Source organism: Fictibacillus sp. EA-CB0309, from assembly GCF_055814265.1.
Window position 1 is genome coordinate 364,843 of the sequence record NZ_CP169271.1, and the last position, 19,413, is coordinate 384,255.

Annotated in this window: 20 protein-coding genes and 3 pseudogenes; 11 read left to right on the forward strand and 12 right to left on the reverse strand. The window is 40.6% G+C overall.

Annotated elements, in window-relative coordinates; all coding sequences use genetic code 11:
• Window positions 1-9 precede the first annotated feature (9 nt).
• Entirely contained in the window at window positions 10-2,052 is a 2,043-nt protein-coding gene (locus tag ACEWFH_RS02180) for a catalase (protein WP_473725925.1), read from the forward strand.
• 391 nt (window positions 2,053-2,443) lie between these two features.
• On the forward strand, window positions 2,444-3,100 hold the full coding sequence (locus ACEWFH_RS02185) for a glycosyltransferase (RefSeq protein WP_473725926.1): 657 nt from the start codon (window positions 2,444-2,446) through the stop codon (window positions 3,098-3,100).
• A 44-nt stretch (window positions 3,101-3,144) separates the two neighbouring features.
• Here ACEWFH_RS02185 and ACEWFH_RS02190 read toward each other — a convergent pair whose 3' ends face one another.
• The 3 genes from ACEWFH_RS02190 to ACEWFH_RS02200 all read right to left on the reverse strand — a co-directional run bounded on the left by ACEWFH_RS02190 (window position 3,145) and on the right by ACEWFH_RS02200 (window position 6,020).
• The gene (locus tag ACEWFH_RS02190; protein WP_473725927.1) at window positions 3,145-4,410 is read right to left on the reverse strand and encodes an S-adenosylmethionine decarboxylase related protein; all 1,266 of its coding nucleotides are present in this window, start codon (window positions 4,408-4,410) and stop codon (window positions 3,145-3,147) included.
• Window positions 4,411-4,547: 137 nt separating this feature from the next.
• Complete coding sequence (locus ACEWFH_RS02195; protein ID WP_473725928.1) at window positions 4,548-4,727, reverse strand: DUF4025 domain-containing protein; 180 nt, start codon at window positions 4,725-4,727, stop codon at window positions 4,548-4,550.
• 141 nt (window positions 4,728-4,868) lie between these two features.
• The gene (locus tag ACEWFH_RS02200) at window positions 4,869-6,020 is read right to left on the reverse strand and encodes a GNAT family N-acetyltransferase (RefSeq protein WP_473725929.1); all 1,152 of its coding nucleotides are present in this window, start codon (window positions 6,018-6,020) and stop codon (window positions 4,869-4,871) included.
• A gap of 217 nt (window positions 6,021-6,237) precedes the next feature.
• On the opposite strand from ACEWFH_RS02200, the gene ACEWFH_RS02205 reads away from it, so the two are divergent.
• The gene (locus ACEWFH_RS02205; RefSeq protein WP_473725930.1) at window positions 6,238-6,930 is read left to right on the forward strand and encodes a pseudouridine synthase; all 693 of its coding nucleotides are present in this window, start codon (window positions 6,238-6,240) and stop codon (window positions 6,928-6,930) included.
• Between the two features lie 139 nt (window positions 6,931-7,069).
• Window positions 7,070-8,448: pseudogene (locus ACEWFH_RS02210) on the forward strand (YjiH family protein).
• 48 nt (window positions 8,449-8,496) lie between these two features.
• On the opposite strand, the gene ACEWFH_RS02215 reads toward ACEWFH_RS02210, so the two are convergent.
• A complete protein-coding gene (locus tag ACEWFH_RS02215; RefSeq protein ID WP_473725931.1) occupies window positions 8,497-8,973 on the reverse strand; it encodes a glutathione peroxidase in 477 nt (158 codons plus the stop codon).
• A gap of 116 nt (window positions 8,974-9,089) precedes the next feature.
• Between ACEWFH_RS02215 and ACEWFH_RS02220 the strand changes: the two genes are divergently transcribed.
• From ACEWFH_RS02220 to ACEWFH_RS02250, 7 genes and pseudogenes are all read left to right on the forward strand, one after another.
• Window positions 9,090-9,572, forward strand: a complete 483-nt coding sequence (locus tag ACEWFH_RS02220) for an NUDIX hydrolase (RefSeq protein WP_473725932.1) — start codon at window positions 9,090-9,092, stop codon at window positions 9,570-9,572.
• A gap of 14 nt (window positions 9,573-9,586) precedes the next feature.
• The gene (locus ACEWFH_RS02225) at window positions 9,587-10,036 is read left to right on the forward strand and encodes a DUF3052 domain-containing protein (protein ID WP_473725933.1); all 450 of its coding nucleotides are present in this window, start codon (window positions 9,587-9,589) and stop codon (window positions 10,034-10,036) included.
• 398 nt (window positions 10,037-10,434) lie between these two features.
• Window positions 10,435-10,782 (forward strand): lmo0954 family membrane protein, encoded by a 348-nt coding sequence (locus tag ACEWFH_RS02230; RefSeq protein ID WP_473725934.1) that lies wholly within the window; start codon window positions 10,435-10,437, stop codon window positions 10,780-10,782.
• A gap of 156 nt (window positions 10,783-10,938) precedes the next feature.
• Window positions 10,939-11,460, forward strand: coding sequence for a PspA/IM30 family protein (locus tag ACEWFH_RS02235; protein ID WP_473725935.1), 522 nt, complete (start codon window positions 10,939-10,941; stop codon window positions 11,458-11,460).
• 76 nt (window positions 11,461-11,536) lie between these two features.
• On the forward strand, window positions 11,537-12,280 hold the full coding sequence (gene liaF, locus ACEWFH_RS02240) for a cell wall-active antibiotics response protein LiaF (protein WP_473725936.1): 744 nt from the start codon (window positions 11,537-11,539) through the stop codon (window positions 12,278-12,280).
• Entirely contained in the window at window positions 12,277-13,317 is a 1,041-nt protein-coding gene (locus tag ACEWFH_RS02245) for a sensor histidine kinase (protein ID WP_473725937.1), read from the forward strand. Before liaF ends, ACEWFH_RS02245 begins: the two co-directional genes overlap by 4 nt.
• Window positions 13,314-13,942 (forward strand): annotated as a pseudogene (locus tag ACEWFH_RS02250) (response regulator transcription factor). Before ACEWFH_RS02245 ends, ACEWFH_RS02250 begins: the two are co-directional and overlap by 4 nt.
• On the opposite strand, the gene ACEWFH_RS02255 reads toward ACEWFH_RS02250, so the two are convergent.
• The 8 genes and pseudogenes from ACEWFH_RS02255 to ACEWFH_RS02290 form a co-directional block, all read right to left on the reverse strand.
• On the reverse strand, window positions 13,939-14,073 hold the full coding sequence (locus ACEWFH_RS02255; RefSeq protein WP_473725938.1) for a hypothetical protein: 135 nt from the start codon (window positions 14,071-14,073) through the stop codon (window positions 13,939-13,941). The pseudogene ACEWFH_RS02250 and the gene ACEWFH_RS02255 sit on opposite strands and share 4 nt — an antisense overlap.
• A gap of 95 nt (window positions 14,074-14,168) precedes the next feature.
• Window positions 14,169-15,892: pseudogene (gene ade, locus ACEWFH_RS02260) on the reverse strand (adenine deaminase).
• Window positions 15,893-16,005: 113 nt separating this feature from the next.
• Window positions 16,006-16,197, reverse strand: a complete 192-nt coding sequence (locus ACEWFH_RS02265; protein WP_066244407.1) for a YwbE family protein — start codon at window positions 16,195-16,197, stop codon at window positions 16,006-16,008.
• Window positions 16,198-16,374, reverse strand: a complete 177-nt coding sequence (locus ACEWFH_RS02270) for a hypothetical protein (protein ID WP_197468195.1) — start codon at window positions 16,372-16,374, stop codon at window positions 16,198-16,200.
• A gap of 11 nt (window positions 16,375-16,385) precedes the next feature.
• Window positions 16,386-16,883, reverse strand: a complete 498-nt coding sequence (locus ACEWFH_RS02275; RefSeq protein WP_473725939.1) for a hypothetical protein — start codon at window positions 16,881-16,883, stop codon at window positions 16,386-16,388.
• Window positions 16,884-16,920: 37 nt separating this feature from the next.
• Complete coding sequence (locus tag ACEWFH_RS02280; RefSeq protein ID WP_473725940.1) at window positions 16,921-17,124, reverse strand: hypothetical protein; 204 nt, start codon at window positions 17,122-17,124, stop codon at window positions 16,921-16,923.
• Between the two features lie 289 nt (window positions 17,125-17,413).
• On the reverse strand, window positions 17,414-18,808 hold the full coding sequence (locus ACEWFH_RS02285) for a dipeptidase (RefSeq protein ID WP_473725941.1): 1,395 nt from the start codon (window positions 18,806-18,808) through the stop codon (window positions 17,414-17,416).
• Window positions 18,809-18,830: 22 nt separating this feature from the next.
• Window positions 18,831-19,298 carry a hypothetical protein gene (locus ACEWFH_RS02290; protein WP_473725942.1) on the reverse strand — a complete coding sequence of 156 codons (468 nt, stop codon included), beginning with the start codon at window positions 19,296-19,298 and terminating at the stop codon, window positions 18,831-18,833.
• Window positions 19,299-19,413: the final 115 nt, after the last annotated feature.

Here is a 19,413-nt window from a genome sequence, read left to right on the forward strand (position 1 = left end):
AACAGTTGAATGAGCGATCAGAATAAAGTGAATGGCAACAGCAAGGATGAGCAGCTCGAACAATTTCGTGTAGATGACAAAGGCAAGAAGTTAACGACAAACCAAGGGGTAAAAGTAGCGGAAGATGAATTTTCGTTAAAAGCGGGAGAACGCGGACCAACGCTTATGGAAGATTTTCATTTTCGGGAAAAAATGACTCACTTTGACCATGAACGAATTCCTGAGCGTATTGTGCATGCTCGCGGATTCGCAGCACATGGCGAGTTTGAATTATACGAATCGTTAAGTGAGTATACGAAAGCTGATTTCCTAGGGAATACTTCAAAAAAAACGCCGGTTTTTGTTCGCTTTTCAACGGTAGCTGGTTCACGTGGATCGGCTGAAACTGTGCGTGATGCTCGCGGCTTTGCAACGAAATTTTACACAGAAGAAGGAAATTACGATCTCGTAGGTAACAACATTCCGGTCTTTTTTATTCAAGACGCCATTAAGTTTCCTGACCTTGTTCATGCATTAAAACCAGAGCCTCACAACGAAATGCCGCAAGCAGCAAGTGCTCACGATACGTTTTGGGACTTTGTTGCAAATAACCAAGAATCCGCTCATATGGTCATGTGGGCGATGTCTGACCGTGCGATTCCACGCAGTTTTCGTATGATGGAAGGGTTTGGCGTTCATACATTCAGACTTGTGAATGAAGAGGGAAAGGCTCATTTCGTGAAGTTCCATTGGAAACCTATACTCGGAACTCATTCACTTGTTTGGGATGAAGCACAAAAAATATCTGGTAAAGATCCAGATTTCCATCGCAGAGATCTGTGGGAATCGATTGAAAATGGAGATTACCCGGAATACGAATTAGGCCTTCAAATCATTGCTGAAGAAGATGAATTCAACTTTGATTTCGATATATTGGACCCGACTAAATTGTGGCCAGAAGAAGATGTACCTGTAAAAATTGTCGGCAAGATGACGCTGAATAGAAATGTGGATAATGTGTTTGCTGAGACGGAGCAAGTGGCGTTTCACCCTGGTCATGTTGTACCGGGAATCGATTTTTCGAATGATCCGCTTTTGCAAGGACGATTATTTTCATATACGGATACTCAGTTATCACGCCTTGGAGGACCGAACTTTCACGAACTACCAATCAATCGTCCTGTCTGTCCGTTCCATAATAATCAGCGAGATGGTATTGCGCGACATACGATTAATAGAGGCCAAGTAAGTTATCATAAGAATTCTCTTGCAGCGAATACGCCGTCACCTACTCCTGAAGAGGAAGGTGGCTATGTACATTATCAGGAAAAAGTGGAAGGCAGAAAAATTCAAAGCAGAAGTGAGAGTTTTAAAGATCACTTCTCTCAAGCGACACTGTTTTGGAACAGTATGAGCGATCCGGAAAAACAGCATTTGAAAAATGCTTTTAGTTTTGAGCTTGGTAAAGTGAAAAGTAAATCCGTACAGCAGCAAGTGGTAGACATGTTTGCTAACGTAAGTCTGGAGCTTGCCACAGCGTTTGCGGAAGCGATTGATGCTGTTCCGCCTGAAGGGGAAGATTCTGCTGTAACAAAAGCATCTCCTGCGCTCAGCCAGCTCAATACGAAACAAAGTCCAAAAACAAGAAAAGTAGGTGTCATTATCGGTTCAACTGTCAGTGGTGAGGTTGCAGACATTCTACAGGCTTTAAACAGTAATGGTATTCAAGCAGAGTGTATCAGTGACAAGTTAGGGAAAAGAACTGCAGATAATGGATCTGAGCTTCAGATCATGCATACATTCTTAACCGCTTCGTCTGTCATATTTGATGCGATCTATGTAGTAGGTGGAAGCAGTGATAATGCTATGTTTAAGAAAGAGGCATTACATTTCGTAAACGAAGCCTATTCCCATTACAAGCCTATTGGAGGCACTCATGAGGGACTGCAGTGGTTAAAAGAATCTGAACTGGCAGGTAACCCTGGTGTGGTAAGTGGTGAAGGAAAAGAAGAGTTCGTACCAAGCTTTACAGAAGCTATATCGGTACATCGTCATTGGGATCGTCAATTATAAATATTTTAGAACAGTGGATGCATGTTCACTGTTCTTTTTTTTGTAAAATATTAGTAAGTCCTGTGTGCTTTTTGTATTTTGTCTTCAGTGACAAGTTGATTGGAGTGTAAGGCGTGAGAGTCCTGGGGAGCAGCGTGCCTACTACCTGAAAAACGTCTAGTAAGGCATGTGACGAGGAAGCCGGCTTCGTTAGGATTTACTTGTAGACGCAGGAGCACATATGCTTCCTTGATATCCACCACCCACCAAGGCTCACCGCACGCCCGCCGTAAAGCGAAGCGCCTGAAACGGAGATCAACCACTTTCAAAAGATACAAAGTAAACGAAAAGAGAATGAAATAGGAGGAACGATACAAACTACATATGAATTCAACATAAAAGGAGAGATCATATGTACAGGAAATTAATGAGTTTAATCATGATACTTGCTTTAGCGATCCCGATTGTTTCAGCGACCCATGCTGATGCTAAAACAAAACAGAGGGTGTCAGGTCAGTGCTATAGCCAAAATGCGATTGATTTGTATTCAGAACAAAGAAGACTGTGGAAAGATCACGTGTATTGGACAAGAAGCTATATTGTCAGTGCTCTTTCAGGAGCAGAAGATCAGGATGCGGTTTTAAAGCGACTGCTGCAAAACCAGACTGACATCGGGAATTCCATCAAACCTTATTACGGTGATGCAGCCGGTAACCAGTTAGGTAAACTATTGACGGAACATATTGTGATCGCTGGGCAGTTAGTAGATGCGATCAAAAAGGGCGATAGTGTAAATGCAGGGAAATTGAATAAGGAATGGTATCGTAACGCGGATGATATTGCTAAATTTATGAGTAAAGCAAATCCAAACTGGTCTGAGAAAGAAGTAAAAGATATGCTTTATGTTCATTTGAAGTTCGTAGCAGATGAAGTGGCTGCAAGACTTAAGAAAGACTATGCGGGTGAGATTGTGATTTTTGATAAAGGGAAAAACCACATGATGATGTTTGCGGACGAAATTACAAACGGAATTATGAAGCAATTCCCAGACTCGTTTAGAACTTCATAATAAGAACAAGCCTCCCAAAATGAATTGGGAGGCTTTTTACTAATTTAAAATTTTTGTATCCTTTGATGAATCAACCCGTCAGAAGTGTTGTTCTTACCCCTAACAAAATCCTTCATGTGATAAGACAGGTATGTCCCGTACTTACTGTTTGTTTGAAGCAGAAGTTCATCTACATAATGAGCGCCTTTTGGTATGGAATCTAATAGAAGAGTGGATATACCTCCATAAAGTCCGCAAGCTACCTGAAAGTATGTGGCATTTGTTTTGTATAGAGGATAGATCTCTTCCGTTTTCATCACGTTATAGATAAATTCTTCATGATCATCAAAAACAAGAAGTACACCGACAAGGTCTTCGCCAACAACTTGTCCAACCGCAGGATCGATGAGTTGATGTTCCCAATTCCATAGTTCATCGACTTGAAATAGGTTCTCGCGGATTAGGTTTGTGGTATGTTCATTGACTCTATAAATAAAACTGAACTCTAAATCATATAGTTTTCCAAGTGAAAGGACCTCTTCATGTGGCATTATACAGCCTTGAAACGTTTTCTGCCCTAATCTGACTTTGTATTCTTTTTTATATACATCTTCATACATATATAGCGGCAAATGGTGGGAGACATACATGGGATAGCTTAGTATGGCTTCATCAAGAAAGCACTCAACAGACCATGAGGTATAGATGGCTTCTTTTTTAATAAGGTTTTCGTTAGAAAAAAATGATGTGTCATGCTCTACGATATAGCACCCGATGGGCTTTTTATCTGCATTCTTTTGAATCAATTCATGTGCCATCCATTGCACAACACCCGGATTCATACCTGACCCTATAATCGCCTTCGTATTTAAAAATGAATCTTTCTTCTTCTCAAAACGGTTAAATCGCTCCGCTAATGGGAAACCATACAATGTTTCATCTTCATCAACGGCGGTGTTTTCTAATGCTGAATTTACATACGCGACACCATATTCATTACAGCATGTTAACATCTCAATGGTATCTGCCCAAGAAACATCAATAACCATTGTAGCAGCTGTGCTTTTTAGATGATCTCGAAAGGCTTGTAAGTTATTTAAATCTTGTTGATACAGTGACATTTGATGTATAAGGTTTGGGAACAGGTCTTGGTAATATTGGAGAGTCTTTTGATTCATATCTATTAAATGAAGAGTGGAATTTTTTAAAATTTCATGTAAAGGATCATTTATATCTCGAACAGCTTGATTAAAGATTGATAATATTGCTTTAGCAACACCACCACCACTGCCAAGGATCGTGATTGAAGGCTGGCTTTTGTGTTTATCCATCCTCACACCCCTTCCTGGTGAGTATTACTTTAGTGTATGAATCTTTAGTCGTGCTGGTATAGATTGATGGAAGGGGACAAACACATATTTTGGAACATAAAAAATAACCTGCTCCGTTAAAAAGCAGGTCATGTGTTTTACTTATTCTCTTTTTTATCTTTCTGCTTTTCTTTTTCATCTAGTGTTCCTTGAGTAAACGTATCATTGACCTGCTCGTGAACAGTCTCTAAATCCTTGTCTGTTTCAGATTTATTTTTCTTATTCGGCTCGTAGTTTTTTTCTGCCACTTTTTCTGATTGCTTCTGTTTATCGCCCATGAATGGAATACCTCCTATATATCGATTTAAATAAAGGTCAGCCACAATAAACTGATACCTTACTTTTCCCTATCATAATTCCCTAAAACATGACGAAATAAAAATAAAGCCTCATCCATTTTCAGGACAAGGCTTAGTCATTTAAAAGAAATCAAGGAATGCTGCAGGCTTTTCTGTTATCATTCTCTCAAACTGAATGATGTCTTCTTGTTTCCCTTTCATTTTTCCGTATTGGTATAAAAATGACGGCTTATGTGAGCCAAATAGTGCAGCGGTCAATGTTTGGATATCCATAGAAAGTGTGGCTTCATTGCTTGAGGCAGCTCTTGAAATACCATTTTTCCCTATCGAAAAAGCACCGTTGTTCCACTCCGCTTTTTCATCTGTAATGGATAGTGAAAGCGCGTGATCCACTTGTTTAAAAGGATATTTTCTTAAGAATTCTTCAACATCTACAATGCGTGCCATGAAGTATGGATAGTGCTCTTGATGAATTCGCGGATTATTGATCAGAAAAGGAAGTTGATCATTAGACGGTGCGATGATTTTTACCTTATCGACCATAGAGTCATGCTGGCAGATAAAATTCCATAATGCACGGCGAGCATCTTCGGTTACATATACAAATTCCTGAACATCCAATAACTTATCTGCTGCCTTGCAGCACAAATAACCTTTTGGAACTCCATTTTCATCCCTATAGATAATTCGGTTGTAACCTTCTGTGAACACATGGTTATTCCACCAGTCATCCGATCGAACTAATAGATGATTGTATGTGTGAAACCACTCTTCATAAACAGCATTTAATAAGTTGTTTCCATCCTCATTTGTTAATCTAGAAACCGTTCCAGCAACGTCTTCATAACGGATTAGGTCACTTTTTTCGAGTGTATACTTATTAACGGAAGCCGTTAACTCCCAGCCGAAGCGGCGATAAAATTGAATGTTGAACGGGTGCAGCAAGCTGATGGTCTGTCCCTTTTCTTTCATCGACAGAAGTGCTTGTTGTAAGAGGCGCGTTACAGATCCTTTACGTCTATGCTCTGGCCAAGTAGCAACTCCTGCGATTCCTCCCATAGGAAAGCGCTTGTTATCAATACTAATTTCTAAAGAGAGAATATGGAGTTTAGAGAGTAAATCTTCATTTTCAAACTCTCCCCAAATCTCATGTTTCTTCATCATTTCATAACGTTTCGGCAGATCTTCTTCTTTTACTACGTATTGAAAAGCATATTGTGAAAGTTGCAGTGATTTTTCGTACTCTGTTTCTGACAGTCTTCTTATCTCCATTACGAATGACCTCCCTTTCCATTTTCATTCTACAAGTACTCAATGTTAATTGAAAAGTGATTTACTAATTTTCTGAAAATCAATATTTTGAAAATGATAGTATAGTGATAGTAAGTGAAAAATATTGGATATTTATAAAAACTATCGAAATTATATTCATTTGGAGTTATAATTATAAACTGTTGTGCATAACCACAACTTTAAAGTGAGGATAAGGATGCGAATTCATAAATATATCAGTTTAACGGGTTATTGTTCAAGACGACAGACGAAACGGCTTCTTGAGAGTGGTCGTATTACAATAAACGGTGAGATCTGCCATAAGGATACTTCTGTAAATGAGGGAGACAGCGTTCTAATTGATGGACAGCCGATTCCTCATAAGTCTTCAGCTACTTATCTGGCTTTTAACAAACCTGTTGGAATCACTAGTACATCTAATCCCGAAATTGAAGGGAACATTCTAGAACTAGTCGATCTTCCGGAGCGTGTCTTTGCTGTAGGACGCCTAGATAAAGCTTCTCAGGGATTAATTCTTTTAACCAATGACGGAGAGCTTGCAAACCGAATTTCTCAAGCTGATTATGGCCATGAGAAAGAATATGAAGTTACAGTAGATCAGCCTGTAACAGAGTTGTTTCTTCAAAAAATGGCTCAAGGTGTCCACATACTAAACACGGTGACAAAACCCGCTAAAACCGAGTTTGTCAGCAAATATGTTTTCCGAATTACGCTTACCCAAGGGTTAAACCGGCAAATCAGACGAATGTGCAAAACACTAGGGTATGAAGTGGGGAAATTAGAACGTATACGCATTATGAATATACATCTTCATGCATTAGAAGTCGGGAAGTGGCGGTACTTAAGGGATGAGGAGCTTAGCGAACTAAAGAAGGGTTTAGAACTTTAATAAAAAAGGAAGAAATCACTAGGTTTTTATAAAAAACTAGCATTCTTTACAATATTGCGAAAATTGTAGAAAGGTCATATACTTGGTAATGAAAAGTATATGAAAGCGCTTTACATTAATGAAAGAGAGGCATAACATCATGGGATTACCGAAGCAACAAGTGGATTACCAGACGAAACAAACTAGTTTTTCCAGTTTAATTAAATTCATAGTTCCGTCATTAATTGGGATATTCTTATTTATGATTCCTATCTCATATAACGGGGAAATTACAATTCCTGTAGCAATTTTAGCGGGGATTTTACAAGAGGGAATAGGGGAGTTTATTCCGAAAATCATGACGGCTATTATAGCGATTACGGTTGTAGGATCTCTACTAACATATTTCTTTAAACCAAAAAAATTGTGAGCCAACCGTTTTTAAATACATTGTTCAATGTAAATATCGTTTGGCAATTAATTCGTGTATTAGGACTTATTTTTGCTGTGATGACACTGTTCAAGCTTGGTCCAAAAGCGGTGTGGTCCGAAAACACAGGACAGCTTCTACTTTATGATCTAATTCCGGTATTATTCTCCGTGTTTTTGTTTGCAGGATTATTTTTACCGCTATTATTTAATTTTGGGTTATTAGAACTTTGTGGAGCTTTACTTGTTAAAGTGATGCGTCCTGTGTTCAAATTGCCAGGACGTTCATCGATTGACTGTCTAGCTTCTTGGCTTGGTGATGGTACGATTGGTGTTCTTTTAACGAACAAACAGTACGAAGAAGGCTATTATACGAAGCGTGAAGCGGCTGTAATCGGTACAACGTTCTCTGTCGTATCTATTACTTTTGCGATTGTTGTTCTTGCTCAAGTAGATTTGGCTCATATGATTGTTCCTTATTATTTAACAGTAGTACTTGCTGGGCTAGTATGTGCGATCATTATTCCACGAATTCCGCCGTTATCTAGAAAAGCGGATACGTATTATGAGGGTGCAAAAGAAAACGTGGCGGATGAAGTGATTCCTGAGGGAGAGACACCTTTCAGATTCGGTCTTAAAAAGGCAGTTGACCGCGCTGATCAAAACAAAAAACCAGGACTTTTAGTGAAAGAAGGTATCCAAAACGTACTTGATATGTGGATGGGTGTTGTGCCAATCGTTATGGCGATTGGAACTTCTGCATTGATGGTGGCAGAGTTCACACCGTTCTTTACTTATCTTGGGGCACCTTTTGTACCGATTTTAGAGTTGTTACAAGTTCCATATGCATCAGATGCAGCACAGACGATCGTAATCGGATTTGCGGACATGTTCCTTCCTTCCATCATTGGAGCGGGTATTGAAAGTGAGCTGACTCGATTCGTAATCGCAGCAATGTCAGTAATACAATTGATCTATATGTCTGAAGTGGGCGGATTGCTTTTAGCTTCTAAGATTCCTGTTAACTTTAGAGAATTAGTGATCATCTTCTTCTTGCGTACTTTCATCTCACTTCCGATCGTAGTGGGAATGGCACATCTATTGTTTTAAAAGAAAAGCTGTTCAAAGGGAACGTCCCTCTGAACAGCTTTTTGTATGTTATAGCAGCTCTTGTATATGTTTTTCAATCGTTTCCGGCTTGTCTGTTGGCGCAAATCGTTTAACGACTTTTCCGTCTCGGTCTACTAAAAATTTGGTGAAGTTCCACTTGATTGCTTTAGAGCCTAGAATTCCTGGTGCTTCAGCAGCTAGGTATTTAAATAGAGGATGTGCTTCATCTCCATTTACGTCTACTTTTGCAAACATCGGAAAGTTAACGCCATAATTCAATTCACAGAACTCTATGATTTCGTCGCTCGAACCAGGCTCTTGTGCTCCGAATTGATTACATGGAAAGCCAAGTACAGATAATCCCTGCTCTTTATGAGTTTCATAAATGGATTGAAGACCTTTGTATTGAGGGGTAAAACCGCATTTGCTTGCTGTATTAACGATTAAAAGCACATTTCCTTTGTAAGGATCCAGACTAGTTTTTTCACCTTTGATGGTTTCAACTGAAAAATCATAAACTGACATTTTTTCAAGCTCCTTATTTTACGTATTTTTTATTAGTTTAACGGTAAATGGAACGGCTTTCACTGAAAATGCTCGTAGTGGTAAAATAAGGAGAAAATATAAGGGGGACGGGTAAAATGGACGCAGTGTTTCATGTGGAACATCAAGTTTTTAATTACCGTGTGGCAGCCGTAATGATTGAAGAGAATCGTGTTTTGTTACATCGATCCAAAAAAGAAACAAATTGGTCATTGCCAGGTGGCAGGGTGAAACTTAGCGAAGATGCGAAAACAAGTTTACAGCGTGAAATGAAAGAAGAATTAAATTTACAAGTAACGGTGGAGCGTTTTCTATGGACCGTTGAGAACTTTTTTACTTATGCAGAGAAAGAAATTCATGAGGTTGGTTTATACTTTAAACTAACAGCAGATAACCCATTGCCGTTTCATAATGGTGAAGAATTTACGGTATTAGAAGCAGAAAGACTCGTCTTCAAATGGGTTCCTCTACAAGATTTGAACGAGTATGTGCTGTACCCTGAAGTTGTGAAGAACAAGCTGATAGCGGGTTCCTTCGAGCCGGATTATTTCCTAGTAAGCGGTGACTTACAAAATGTATAAGAAAGAGGATTAACATGCATCCAATCATCAAAAAACTAAATGTAAAAGCGCTAGATCGTCCTGTACTGATTATGAATCAACCTTCTGAATATAAAGAAGTGGTGGATTCCTTTGAAACAGATGTTCATCATGAACCAAAAGAAGAATCGTATCCATTTGTTCAGGTGTTTGTTACAACAAATGAGCAGCTGCAAAAAGATGCGAAATTGGGAGCTGAGAAGGTAGATCATGATGGTCTCCTTTGGCTATGTTACCCGAAAAAGAGCTCAAAAACGTATAAAGGATCTGATTGCTCGCGAGAATCGGTTGCTGCATTATTATCGGACGAAGGATTCGAGCCAGTTAGGCAGGTAGCTATTGATGAAGATTGGTCGGCTCTCAGGTTCAGAAAACCAGAACACATCAAGTCGATGACTCGAAAAAGTGCAGTGACTAAAGAAGGCCAAAAAAGAATAAAGAATTAGGCAGTGGAAGGCTCAAGAGTTTAATAATTCTTGGAGTCTTCCACTTTTTTGATAGAGATATGAAAGTGCGCCTAATTTGTATATGTGGTATGTACATATTCAGGAAGATGTTTATTACAAGAAAACACATAAAATTAATTACAAGGTAATCCATTTTAATTACGAGGTAATGCGAAATATATCCACGTATAAGGTCAATAATTCCGTGTATAAATTTATTTATCCGATTTTCGACAAATTTAATAGAAGTGTTCACCCCATTTATACAAAATGGGGTTGTTTGTAATTGTGTGGGGTCAGACCCCTAAGCCTTAAGTCTTACTTCAAAATACAGCCTCGGCCAGTTTTGAGAAAATGCACAGGGAGGTAAGCTAAAGATACGAAAGGAGGAAGCCAATATGAAAAAATTAGGCTTACTTGTAGTTGGAGGAATTGCAGCGATCGTGCTGATTGCTAACGTAGGTCCGATGGTCGGTCTTGCGATTGGTCTTGCTGTCATGTATTACGCATTTAAGAAAGCGACGGCAGCCGAAACAGGAGGAAAGAAGTTCTGGTGGGGCGCACTATCGGTTGTAGGTCTTTGTGTATCGGTAGCAAACTTACCAGCCATCCTAGGAGCGGTTGCGATTTACGTATTATACGTCGTGTATAAAAAATGGAATCAATCCGCTTCAGTGGAAGACAACGTCGATAACGATCCGTTCACCAACTTTGAAAGAGAATGGTCAAAACTTAAAAACAGCTAAAAAAACGATAAACATATTAAAGGAGCGAATAACTATGAATTTATTTGAACGCATTAAAAACTCGATCTCAGCGGATGTTCATGAACTTTTAGATCAAAAGAAGAAAAGAACCCCCTTTCTCTTTTGAATCAATATTTAAGACAATGTGAGCTAGAAGTGAATAAGGCAAGAAAGCTAGTTGAACGACAGCAGCTTCTAAGAGACCAATTTGTTCTAGAAACTCAAGAAGCAGAGTCGAAAGCAGCTAAACGTGCTCATCAAGCTGATTTGGCACAGCAAGCTAATGAATCAGAGCTTTATCAGTTCGCGATTCAAGAAAAAGAGCAGCATGAAACACGCGCAGCAAAGTTGAAGGAATCCACACTGCAGGCAGAAAAAGACCTATCAGAGCTAGAACAAAAGTATGAGCTCATGAAACATAAGCTTAAAGATATGCAGATTAAGCGTATGGAATTGATGGGACGTGAAAATGTAGCACGAGCGCATCAGAAGATGGACCGCGTTATCGACCCATCAAGCTCCATGAAAAAATCAACGTTCCGCTTTGATGAGCTTGAAAGCTATATGGATCGTCTTGAACAAAAAGTAAACGCAGATTATCATGCGAGTTCGATGGAAGCAAAGCTCGCTAAATTAGAAAAAGAGTGGAAAAAAGAAGAGTCACATACTACCGTTTAATACAGGATATGATACGATAAAAAAGACAACGGGCGCAAAGTACTGCGCCTTTTACGTCGTTTATGACAGAAAGTGAGTGAGTGCAGATGCTGAACATGAAAAAAGTGATTTGATCAGTTGGGGGCTTTTAATCGCCTGTGTATTCGTGTTGTTAGAAGCCACTCTTAATGGAGAGGGGATATTATTCGCTCTTTTATTAGGTGCTGCACTCATGTTTTTTGGACGTAAACGATTGCCGAGACGTTCGGGTAAAATTATGTTCTGGCTCGGTGTATTTATAACTGTCATGAATATTTTAAGCATGTACACATTTAAGTTGCTTTTAGTCGCTATCGTTATTTATGTGATCTATGAATTTTATCAATCCAAACAAAATCCGGTTGTTATCACTCCGCACGTTAAGGAACAGTCTGCTTTCTCACAGCATGAAGATATATATAAGAAAGAGCCGCTTTTGAAAAATATGATCCTTGGCACTCAACAAACCCCAGAGCATGTGTATGAATGGAATGACATTAATATTCAATGTGGTCCTGGAGATTCTATTATTGATTTGAGTCAGACGATTCTCCCAAAAGGGGAAGCGGTCATAATGATCCGCGGTTTTATCGGTAATATAACGATACAGATCCCTTACGAGGTGGAAACGGCTGTCAGTCATTCTGTGTTTGTAGGAAATACAGAAATCTTTGATCAGCCAGAGCCTAAAATGTTTAATCAAACGCTGTTCTTTAGAACAAAAGGTTATGGTGAAGCTGAGAAAAAAGTGAAGATCGTTACTAGTTTATTTGCTGGAAGTTTGGAGGTGAAGCGGGTATGAGTACCGTTTTGCGCCACATGTTTTCCGGTATTGTGTCAGCTTTTTCTGTATCCATCGTTTTGGGGGCAATCGTATACTATTTCTTTCCGATCGATGACTGGAACTTTTTATTAGAGAAGCGATTGCTTGATATTCCAATGGTGTTCGTGCTGCCATTTCTTGTTTTTATAATGGGAGCTTTCTTTGGTTTGAATTCAGGGATTACGTCTCGTAAACAGCTTAATCTCATCAATCGTACGCTAACATCGATCGAGGACGGCAGACAAGTAAACATGAAAGAAGTTTCAAGTCTTGAGTTAAGGGCGATCACAAAACGAATGGAAGGCATTCAGAAGCAATTAGGCGAGAAGATTCGCCAGTCACAAAAGATGGCGACTGAGAAAGCCGTCGATCAAGAAAAGCGAATTCAAGAAATTATTTCCCAAGAAAGAAATCGTTTAGCGAGAGAGCTTCATGATTCTGTATCTCAGCAGCTGTTTGCAGCCAGTATGATCATGTCTGCTGTCAATGAAACGCGTTCAGAAGAAGACACACGTGAATCCAAACAGCTAAAGCTTGTTGAAGAAACGATTCATCAGACACAGCTTGAAATGAGAGCACTTCTATTGCATCTCCGTCCTGCAGCCTTGAATGGCAAGTCGCTGCAAAAAGGGATGGAAGAACTTTTACAAGAGCTGCTGCAAAAAGTACCAATCGAGCTTAAGTGGAGAATTGAAACGATTCCTCTTGATAAAGGGGTAGAGGATCATCTGTTTCGTATTTTACAAGAATCCGTGTCCAATATTCTTAGACATGCACAGGCAAACAAAGCTCAAATATTGCTTGTGCAGCGTGACGATCTTATTATTCTTCGCATTGAAGATGATGGGGTCGGTTTTAAGTTGGATCAGGAAAAAACAGGTTCATACGGACTGCAGAATATGCATGAACGTGCGGCTGAAATCGGCGGTACGCTTAAGATTGTGAGTCTGCCAGGTGAAGGAACACGACTTGAAGTAAAAGTTCCAATTTTATCAGCGGGAGAGGAAAAAGTATGATCAAAGTGTTATTAGTGGATGATCACGAAATGGTGCGTATCGGCGTTTCCGCTTATCTTTCTGCACAACCTGATATTGAAGTGACAGCGGAAGCGGAAAACGGAAGAGTAGCGGTAGAGAAGGCACTAGCGCTTAAACCAGACATCATCTTGATGGACCTTGTGATGGACGAAATGGACGGTATCGAAGCGACACGCGAGATTACAAGTGCTTGGCCGGAAGCGAAAATCATCGTGGTTACAAGTTTTCTTGATGATGAAAAGTGTATCCTGCATTAGAGGCAGGGGCTTCAAGTTATATGTTAAAAACATCGAAAGCAAGCGATATCGCACAAGCCGTTCGGGACACATTCCATGGCAAGTCCGTTCTTGAACCCGAAGTAACGGGGAAGATGATGAGCAAGATGAGACAAAAACAAACGCGCGAGCCACATGAAGAGCTGACTGCGCGCGAAATGGAAATTTTATTATTAATGACAAAAGGGAAGACGAACCAAGAGATCGCAGATGAACTGTTTATTGCTTTAAAAACAGTGAAAGTACACGTGAGCAATATCTTGAGCAAATTGGATGTACAAGATCGAACACAGGCTGTCATCTATGCCTTTAACCATTCGTTGGTTTAATCATTATTGCTCTTGAAAGTGGTTGATTTCCGTTCCAGGCTGCTCGCTTTCCGCGGGGCGACCGGTGAGCCCCTTGCCGCTTTGCGCCCTAAGGGTCTCACCTGACCGCTCGTCCCGCAGGAGTCTCGCATCCTTACACTCCAATCAACTTCTCATTGAAGAGAGTAAAGCAAACGAGATAAAAGTAGCAACCTTTTTAGATAACAGCGTTGGTGTCAGTCTTTCTTTACTCGGCTTTTACAGAGATATGCTGAAACGTTTTAAAGTCGAAAAGTCCTAAATCTGTCAGCTTAATCTCCGGAATAACGGGCAGGGTTAAGAAAGATAAAGTTAAAAACGGATCAAAATCACCGCTAAAACCAATCTCTTTTAGCTTAGCTTTTAAGTTGATAATCTCCTCATTCACTTTTGTAAATGGTTGATCTGACATTAATCCCGAGATTGGCAGGGGAACTGATGCGAGGACTTTTCCGTCTTTAACGATTACATAGCCGCCCTGCATCTTTTGGATCGCATCTATAGCGATAAGCATATCTTCATCATTCGTGCCTGTAACAACGAGGTTATGAGAATCATGGGCTACTGTCGATGCGATCGCACCACTTTTAATTAATAGTCCCTTAACAACGCCAAGACCGATATTTCCAGTTTGTTTGTGGCGTTCGATAACAGCCATTTTTAATAAATCGTCAGAGATGGAAGGTGTAAAGCGGCCGTTTTCTGCTTTTGCGGAAAACACCTTCTTTTTTGTTACAAGTTGGTTTGGAATGACTTCGATGACGTGAATGGAATCTCCGTCATTAATGGAGATAGCGAGTTTTTCAGATTCTATCTCAGGAAGTTTCACCGATTGCATTAAAGCGGCTGTAGGTTTTTCTGTATTAGCACACCCTCCGTCCTTAGCAACTGATTTTCCTCCAACAAAAACTTCAGAAATAGATACCGTATCTAAATCATCCAGCAAAAGAAAGTCTGCTTTATATCCTGGTGAGATGGCACCTTTTTCACGCAGACCGTAACATTCAGCTGCATTAAGAGTGGCTAGTTGAATGGCTTGAAGAGGTGAGATTCCTTCTTTGATCGCAAGCCTTACGTTGTGATCAACGCTTCCTTCAGCAACGAGGTCATCTAGGTGCTTATCGTCTGTACAAAATAAAAAACGTCGTGCGTTGTTTGGCGTTACAGCTTTTATTAGAGCTTTCAGATCTTTGGCAACAGATCCTTCACGAATTAGTACGTACATGCCCCGGCGAATACGATCCAGTGCTTCTTCGGCTGTCGTGCATTCATGATCTGTCGTGATAAGGGATGAACGATACACATTTATTCCGTAAGCGTCCAGGCCAGCAGCATGCCCATCAATCATACCGTTGTGGTTTGCTGCCGAAACAATTTTACTAAGCATATCTCGATCACCATTAAAAACGGCTGGAAAGTCCATTACTTCTGCAAGACCAAGTACACGCGGGTGTTTGTAGAACGGTTCAAGATCTGCTGCTTTCAATACGGCACCTGCATTTTCAAATGGTGTTGCCGGAACAGAAGACGGAAGCATCACACGAACGTCCAGGGAAGCCCCTCTGACTGATTCAACATGAACGAGATGCCTTCAGCTCCTGATACGTTTCCGATCTCGTGCGGGTCTGTGATGACTGTTGTTACTCCATGTGAGAGAAGTACTTTGCTGAACTCAGCAGGTGTCACCATAGAGGACTCGATATGCACATGGCCGTCTATAAAGGCTGGAGATATATATTTACCAGCTGCATCGATTGTTTCTAGACCTTCGTATTCACCAATTCCTGCAAAATAGCCATCTACAATAGCGATGTCAGCTTCCAAGATTTCAAGGTTAAACACATCAATCATTTTTCCATTCTTCACTACCACATCTGCAGGGATTCTTTTTGTGCTTACATCAATTCGTTTCTTTAAATGATCTTGGTTCATAAGCCGATCTCCTTTAGAGAAAAATCTACCACCTAGTATACGAACAACTGTTGTATCTTATTTCATATGAATAAAAAGAAAAACGGTCCCAAGCGGGAGACCGTTTTGTGTTGTTAATTCAGAATGTCGATTACTCGGCCAACTTGACCATCTTCTAAACGTACCTTAATACCATGCGGATGAGTTGGTGAGTTCGTTAAGATATCTTTTACGATACCTTTTGTTTTCTTGCCAGAACGCTGATCGGCTTTTAAGATCACGTTCACAGGGAGTCCAGGGGTGATGTTAGAACGCTTGCGATGCATTTAAACGCCTGTTCTCCGTGCTTGATTGTTCGCTTTTTTTGTTTGTTGATTTTTAAGCTGGTTTGCCACTTTTACAGGGCCTTTACTGAATTTACCGCCTGATTGCTGTGCTTTCTTTTCAGCTAAGCGTTGTTTAGCGATTTCTTGAAAGCTTAACTTCTTTTTCTCCTCAGCCATCTTTGTCACCTCTATTTATTTTCTCTTTTAAATCCTGCTTCTTTTAAATAACCTTCTGCTTCTGCATAGGTTTCGAATGCTGCTTCTAGTGCGTCATCTTCATCAAAGATGAACCACATGCCGTCTTCACCAACAAGACGAATTTTTTCGTGACCGTAGCTGTACCAGTGTTCTTCTTTACGCTCGTCCTCGTCTGTACGATCTTTCTTAGGCTGCTGCCAGCCGTGTTTTTTAGAAAGGAACTCCATGGATTCTTGAATCAGGGCAATCAATTCGTCTTTTTCATAGTCACGAATATTTACATAGCCCTTTTCGTTTTTTACGCTTTGCGGAAGGTGTCCGCCATAGACAAAGCCGTTTCCGTTCGGGTGAAGGTGATACACGACAATTTTCTTGTCTTGTACACTTTCTTCAAAGTGGAAGTTCAAGCGGCCTAAGGAAACCTCATGCATGTCGAGCTCTGGGAAATTTTCTTGAATTAAAGCAATTTTATCTTCAAATGAAAGCATTTTTTATACTCTCCGTTTCTTTGTTGTGATTGGTTGATTATATCACATTGGACGAAGAAAACGAAAAGGTCTCAGGGGAAACTCTGAGGGGAAAAATGGTTAACTGTATAAAAAGGTTGTTTTGAAAGAAGTTGATCTCCGTTTCAGATGCTCGCTTTCCGCGGGGCAGACGGTGAGCCACATTCGGACGTTTCACTCTTAAGTGTCTCACCTGCCCGCCTGTCCCGCAGGAGTCTCGCACCTTCCACTCCTATCAACTTAGCAATGGAGCTAAAATCAGCATCATTCTTTAAGAATACAGAAAGAATACCTTTCATGTTCGTTCGCGCAGTTAGGGAGCAGTTTCACGCGGACAGGTCTGTTTTACGCGCAGGTTTGCTAGGGTTGCGCGCGGGATAACCTCCGTTGCGCACAGAATTGCCCCAGGTACGCGGAGTCACTGCCTATTTTCTTTCCACGTATTCAATCACACTTATAAAAACATCTCCAAAAAGAGAAAAGCTGACACTTTTGTGCCAGCTTCTTCTTAATTATAGTGCGGATGCTTCTTTTTTGATTGATTTTTCTAGTTCAAACCAATAGTCAGCGAGTGTTTCCATCCCTTTGTCGAAGTTTTCGAGGTGGAAATGTTCGTTTGGCGCATGGAAGTTTTCAGTTGAGAGACCGAAGCCCATCAACACGACAGGAATGTTTAGCATTTGGTCAAACGTTGCAACGATTGGAATGGATCCTCCGCCGCGAGTGAACGCAGTCGGCACGCCGTAAACTTTTTCATAGGAACGTGCAGCCGCTTGGATCGCAGGGTGATCAAACGGTGTTACGTAAGGAGCTCCTTTATCGAAAAGAGTGACCTTTACATCAATGCCTGCAGGTTTATGTTTTTCAATGTGCGCCTTTACTTTTTCAATGATTTCATCTGGCTCCTGATTTGGTACGAGTCGACAGCTGATCTTCGCATGAGCTTTTGCAGGGATAACGGTCTTGATTCCTTCACCTTGGAAGCCTCCCCATACACCGTTTAACTCTAAGGTTGGACGGGCCCATGTTCGTTCGATGTGAGAATAGCCTTCTTCACCTGTAAGTTCTGTAACACCAAGCTGTTGTTTAAGTGCATCTTCTGTTAGAGGAAGAGCGCGGAATGCTTCTCTTTCTTCTTCCGTTAATTCTTGAACATTATCATAAAAGCCATCTACTAAAATACGGCCGTTCTCGTCACGGAACGATTGCAGAAGCTCTGTGATGGCATGAAGCGGGTTCTGAACCGCTCCACCATAAAGGCCAGAGTGAAGGTCACTGTTTGGTCCGGTTACATCCACCTGCATCGCACACATTCCGCGCAGTCCGTAGCAGATCGCTGGTTTTCCGCGGTCCAGCATGCCTGTATCTGAAATAACGATTACGTCTGCTGCAAGTAAGTCTTTGTTCTCCTCAATGAACTTCGGAAGACTCGGACTGCCGATCTCTTCTTCTCCTTCAATACAGAACTTGAAATTGAGAGGCAGTGTTCCTTCAGATTCTAGAATCGCTTGTAAAACTTTTACGTGCATGAACGTTTGGCCTTTATCGTCGGATGCACCGCGCGCGTATAGCTTGTTATCACGAATAGTAGCTTCGTATGGAGGGGACTCCCAAAGCTCAACAGGGTCAACAGGCTGAACGTCATAATGCCCATAAACAAGCACTGTCGGTTTGCCTTCTGCTTTTAACCAGTCACCATAAACGACAGGGTGTCCATCTGTTTCATAGATTTCCACGTTATCCATGCCGGCTTTTGTAAGGTTATCTGCGATCCATTCTGCACCTTTTCGAACATCTTCTTTGTGCTCAGGCAATGCACTTACACTTGGGACTGCAAGCCAGTCGGTTAACTCTTTTAAATGCGTGTCACGATTTTCTTTTAAATAGTTCACGATTTTGTCTGTCATATTGAATTCCTCCTTATGTACGTTATGCTCTACTTCCTAGTTTAATGGAGTTTAGCTCGGAAATGAAATATTCTTTATCTTCTTTTTTTGTGATAAGTTGAGCTGCTTCAAACGCGAGCGTGAAGTATTCCTCCATCTTGCTCTCATCACCTTTTACTAGATACCCGCGAGCAACAGCTTCATAGGCGAAGGCTAGATCAAAATCGCCTATCTGGTTTTCTAAGCAAAGAGTTAGAGATTGATTTCCATGTAGAAGTGCAGAATCACTCATCTTTAAAAGTGAGTACACTCTAGAAATCTGCCATTCTCCGCGAGCGAAGTTTAGAGGCTCACCAGCTACACCCCAATGGAAACGGGAAGCATGTGCGGTGTGGATCATTTCCAGGTCTTCTTCATGTGTGCGGTCTTTCTTTTCCATGAGGTCCCATGTTTTATTAAAATTTTCTACAGCTTGTTTTCTGTGCCATTCTGTCAATGTAAACTTGTCCATCCATTTCACACACCTTATGTATTTGTGGTTTACTAAAGGTAAAGCTATCGGTATGAGTATTCTGTAAAAGTGAAGATATCCCTTTATAAAAGTTTAGATAGAAAGAAGTGCATAT